The 4,728-nt window shown below is 61.7% G+C and carries 3 protein-coding genes; all 3 read left to right on the forward strand.

Features of this window, described 5'->3' with window-relative positions:
• On the forward strand, positions 1 to 3,083 hold a 3,083-nt coding region (locus ACTHL0_RS03480; RefSeq protein WP_440565195.1), incomplete at its 5' end, for a DUF748 domain-containing protein.
• A gap of 38 nt (positions 3,084 to 3,121) precedes the next feature.
• Positions 3,122 to 3,694: an NMCC_0638 family (lipo)protein gene (locus tag ACTHL0_RS03485; protein ID WP_440565196.1), complete on the forward strand. Its 573-nt coding sequence runs from the start codon at positions 3,122 to 3,124 to the stop codon at positions 3,692 to 3,694.
• 285 nt (positions 3,695 to 3,979) lie between these two features.
• Positions 3,980 to 4,669 carry a DUF3857 domain-containing protein gene (locus ACTHL0_RS03490; protein ID WP_440565197.1) on the forward strand — a complete coding sequence of 230 codons (690 nt, stop codon included), beginning with the start codon at positions 3,980 to 3,982 and terminating at the stop codon, positions 4,667 to 4,669.
• The last annotated feature ends 59 nt before the right edge of the window (positions 4,670 to 4,728 follow it).

The raw sequence follows: 4,728 nt of genomic DNA on the forward strand, positions 1-4,728 counted from the left end.
AGCTTCGCTTCCTGATATCGGCTGACAAGCCGACGCTGACGGTGAACGGCACGGCCGATTTGACCGATGCGCGGATCATCGACGCTCGCCACGCACCGTTCTTTTCGGCGCAGGCGCTGCACGTCGCCGCAGCGGAACTTCAACCGCTCGCGGGCGTGTACCGGTTCGACGAGATTCGGCTCGACCAGCCGTACCTGCATCTGACGCGCGAACATTCGGGCGCGCTCAGTATCGAGCCGGCGTTCGCTACGCGCGCCGCGACTGCCGCCGCGGCTATGAGCCCCGGCCCCACGGCTAGCGCTTCCGTCTCGGCGCCGGCTTCTGCTTCTGCTTCTGCTTCGGCTCCCTCGGCCGCTGCCGCCTCAACGCCCGGCTTGGCCTCTGCTCCCAGCGCGGCGTCGTCGTCCGCCGGCGAAAGCCCGAAAAATACGGCTCCGCTCGATCTGTCGATCAAGCACCTGGCGCTGAACGACGGCAGCATTGCCATGGAAGACCGTGTCCCCAATCAGCCCGTCTCGCTCGATCTGACGAGCCTGACGGCCACGCTCGACGATTTTTCGACCGTGGGCGCAGCGAAGGCCCGCTATGCGATCCGGACCGCGCTGAAGCAAGGCGGCAACATTGCGGCGACGGGCGTGCTCGGGTTGTCGGCGAAGCAAGCCGACGCCAAATTGACCATCGACAGCCTTGCGTTGCCGCTGGCGCAGCCGTACTTGGACGGCATCATCGGTGCGCGCCTCGCCGACGGCACGCTCGGCGCGTCGCTTCCGCTCGTCGCCGACTGGTCGGGTCCGGCCACGCAATTGCGCGCGGGGGCCGGGGAGTTGACGCTCAAGTCGCTGAAGATCATGGGTCCCGGTACGGCGAAGGGGGCTGCGCCGGCGATCACGCTCGTGCAAGGCCGTGTCGACGTGAAGCGCATCGATGTAGCGGCGCGCTCGGCCGAGATCGAGCGCGTGGAGGCAACGGGCCTCACGGTATCCGGCACCCGCGAGAAGGATGGCCGCATCAGCTTGGCGGAACTCGCTCAATCGCCGCGGCCGAAACAAGAAACACCGCATGCGGCTGTCTCCGATTCGCATGCGACAGAGCATCGGCATCGCGCCGGCGAATCATCGAAGGGTACCGAAGCGAAATCGGCCAACGCACCGGCCGCGGCGCAGCCGGGCTGGCGGTACCGAATCGACGAACTCGTACTGAAAGACGGCGCGGCCGATATCACTGACGAAGCTGCGCCGCGTCCGGCGAAGCTGCATTTCGCGCCGCTCCAGCTCGACGTGCGCAACGTCACCGAGGACTTGAGCCGCCCGCTTGCAATCAAGCTCGAGGCATCGGTGAACGGCAAAGGCACGCTGAACATGAGCGGCGACGTCGTTCCGAATCCGCTCGACGCTACGTTGTCGGTAGAGGCGAACCGGCTGGATCTGTCGGCGGTCGAGCCGTATTTCGGCAGCAACCTCAACGCGAAGATCGCCAGCGCGGAGCTCAACGCACGAGGCCAGTTGAAGGCCGTCATGCCCAAGAACGGCTCGGCGTCTTACGCGTACCGCGGCTTCGCGGCGCTCGTCGACGTCCGGTTGCTCGATCGCATCACTTCCGCACCGCTCGCGGGATGGGGCACATTGGGGATCGGCGGCATCAACGCGCGCTACGACGCCCATGGCATCAACCTCGACGTCGCGCGCATCACGTTCTCGCGCTTCTTCGCGCAGGTGCTGCTCGATGCGCAAGGCAAGCTGAATCTGAACGATGTGCTGACCCAACAGCGCGAGGCGGCGGGCAAGCAAAACGCGTCGGCGAGCACCGCGCAGGCCGCATCGGCGCCGCAGGCCGCTTCGACTGTGTCCACCGCATCGAATACGCCGTCCACGCCGCTGCACGCGCGCATTGGGCAGGTTGTGCTGCAGCAGGGCCACGTCAATTACACCGACGATTTCGTCAAGCCGAATTACAAGGCGGATCTCGAAGACATCACGGGTACGATCGGCGCGTTCGGCACCGACATCACGACGCCCGCGCCCGTGGACATCAGCGCGAGCTTGGCGGACAACGGCCCGATCGCGATTCGCGGCACGGCGAATCCGCTCGCATCCAAGCCCACGCTCGATCTGACCGCCAGCGCACACGATGTCGAACTGAAGAACCTCACCCCTTACTCGCTGAAGTACGCGGGCTATCCCATTGTCAAGGGCAGCCTGAACGTCGACCTGCATTACAAGCTCGACAACGACGTGCTCATGGCGCAAAACCATTTGGTCATCGATCAACTGATCTTTGGCGATCATGTCGAAAACACGACGGAAACGCACTTGCCGGTGAGGCTGGCGATCGCGCTTTTGAAGGATTCGCACGGCAAGATCGACGTCAGCATTCCGGTTTCCGGCTCGCTATCGGATCCGCAATTCAGCTTGGGCAGCTTGATCTGGAGCGCGGTGACGCACTTGATCGAACGGGCCGTCACTGCCCCGTTCTCGCTGCTTGCGAATGCGCTCGGCGGGGGCGGAAGTGATACGGCGAGCGCGGAACATCTGCAGTACATCGCCTTCGCACCGGGTTCGGCCGCGCTCACCGACTCATCGCGCGCGAAGCTCGATACGCTGGCCAAGCTGCTTACTGAAAAGCCCGGAGTGAAGCTCGAGTTGGCCGGGCGCGCCGACGCGAACGTCGATATGTCGGGTCTGCAGTTGGCCTACGTCGACAATCTCGTGAAGCAGGAAAAGGCGAAAGCGACGGGTAGCGGGGGCCAGCCTGTCGATCCGTCCACCGTCACGATCAGTGCGGACGAATACCATCGTTATCTCACGCAGGTCTATAAAGATGCCGATTTCAAGAAGCCACGGAATTTCGTGGGTTTGACGAAGACGCTTCCGGACGACGATATGAAGCGAGCCCTTGCTTTCCATGCGCCGGTCAACGATGCGAGTTTGCACACGCTTGCCGATCAGCGCGCGCAGGCTGTCCGCGACTATCTGAGCCAGAAGATCGACGCGAGCAGGCTCACGGTTTCGCAGCCGCATTTTGGGACAGAGGGGATGAAGGACAACGGCCCGTCGACACGAGTCGATCTCGCGCCGGTGGGTTGACGCGAAACAATAAAGTTTGGCATGGGGGAGGGGAACGTATGCGAATACCAATCCGGAAGCGTGTCCTGTGGCTCGCTGTTGTCTTGGCACTAGGTTCCCAAGCCTCGTTTGCGGGAGACGCCGCGTCCGGTTTCGTCGTCGGACTATTTATGAAGGTTTGCGTCCCCAACATGGGGCAGCCGAGCAAAGTGCAAGCTTGGGCTGAGGATCGGCATTTGCATGAAATTACGGAGCCCGTTCCACTGAAAGTATTTGTCGGAGAGGGATCGCAGGGAAAGGCATGGGCGGTGCCAACCCAATACGGAAGCTTCGCGCTTTCGATTAGGGGGACGACCCAGGCATGCGCAGTCTGGGCAAGGGCAGCTGATCCGGACGAGGTCGAGACCGACTTCAAAAGGCTCATTGAGGGAAGCAAGCGCCCAGGACTGAACGTCACAGTATTCGAAGACCAAGTTTCTTCGAGTCCGGCCGGAAAAGTGCATGAGCTCGTCTATCAGTTGTCAGCGGCTGGCGCACCCACCGGATTTTTATTTACGATGCTCACTGTCGAGCGACCTGGTAGCGCGTTTCAAGCATCTTTGCAGGTCGCTGCAGCAAAAGTTGCTCAATGAGCGACTGGGAATCATTGCCCGCTGGCTTGTCCCTCAACGCGCTAATCGAACACCCGGGCATGAACAAGTTTATGCGTGGAGGCGCACATCCCGGGCGTTGTGCGGCCTGATAGTCTGCGACCTCAAGTTCTATATCGACAGCAGCTCCGGAGATCGCTCAAAACGAGGCTGCGAACAGAAAACGAGAAATATTGAGCATTCCTAATAAATGCCAGTTGCTTCGCAGGAAGAGTTTTCGGGCACTGGCCAGAATTTCACGAACGGAAGCAGTCTCGGGGGCGAAACATGCAAAATCCGGTCGCGCTGGTGCGCCTTCTCGCGTGGTTGGTGGCTGCGCTCGCTACCCCTAGCTTCGCTCAGACACAGCCGCCGGCCCAGCCGGCTGCAATGGAACGCCATGCGCAGGATCCGGCCGTTCGCATGGTGTCTTACAACGAAAAACACGTCATTGGAATCGATGGCAAAGACGTTGCCACGATGGCGATGTCTGTCCGAGTCCTGAAGACCAGCGCGCTGGAAGACGTCAAGCAGAGGACCCTCAGGTTCAGCCGCAGCGCAGAGAAAATGGACGTGCTCGAGGCATATACGCTTAAGGCCAACGGACGTCGTGTGCTCGTGCCGCGTGCAAGCTGGCAGATACGGAGAGACGAGGGACGCAACGGCGCGTCGGCGTTGTTCTCCGACTACAGCAGCATCAGTTTAGTGTTTCCGGATCTGGCGGTAGGAGATACCGCGGTGCTGAAATACCGCAAGTCGACAATCGAGCCGCTTTTCCCCGGCAAGCTTTCGCTCGATCGAAGCTTCGCGCGCAGTCTGGCCATCGACAATGCGGTTGTCAGTGTGGACGCACCAGCGGGGAATGCACCTGCAGTACGCCGCACGACACATGCAGGAAAGCGTGGTGGCCAAGGGCGGACGCCAGTATCTAACGTGGACCTTGCAGAACAAGGTGCCCCAGCTCACCGATCGCAATGACTGGTCGGTCGTCGACCCAGAATCCGAGCCCGGTGTCGCATTGAGCAGCTTCACCGATT

It is taken from the genome of Trinickia sp. (genome assembly GCF_051961175.1).
Classification (GTDB): Bacteria; Pseudomonadota; Gammaproteobacteria; order Burkholderiales; family Burkholderiaceae; genus Trinickia.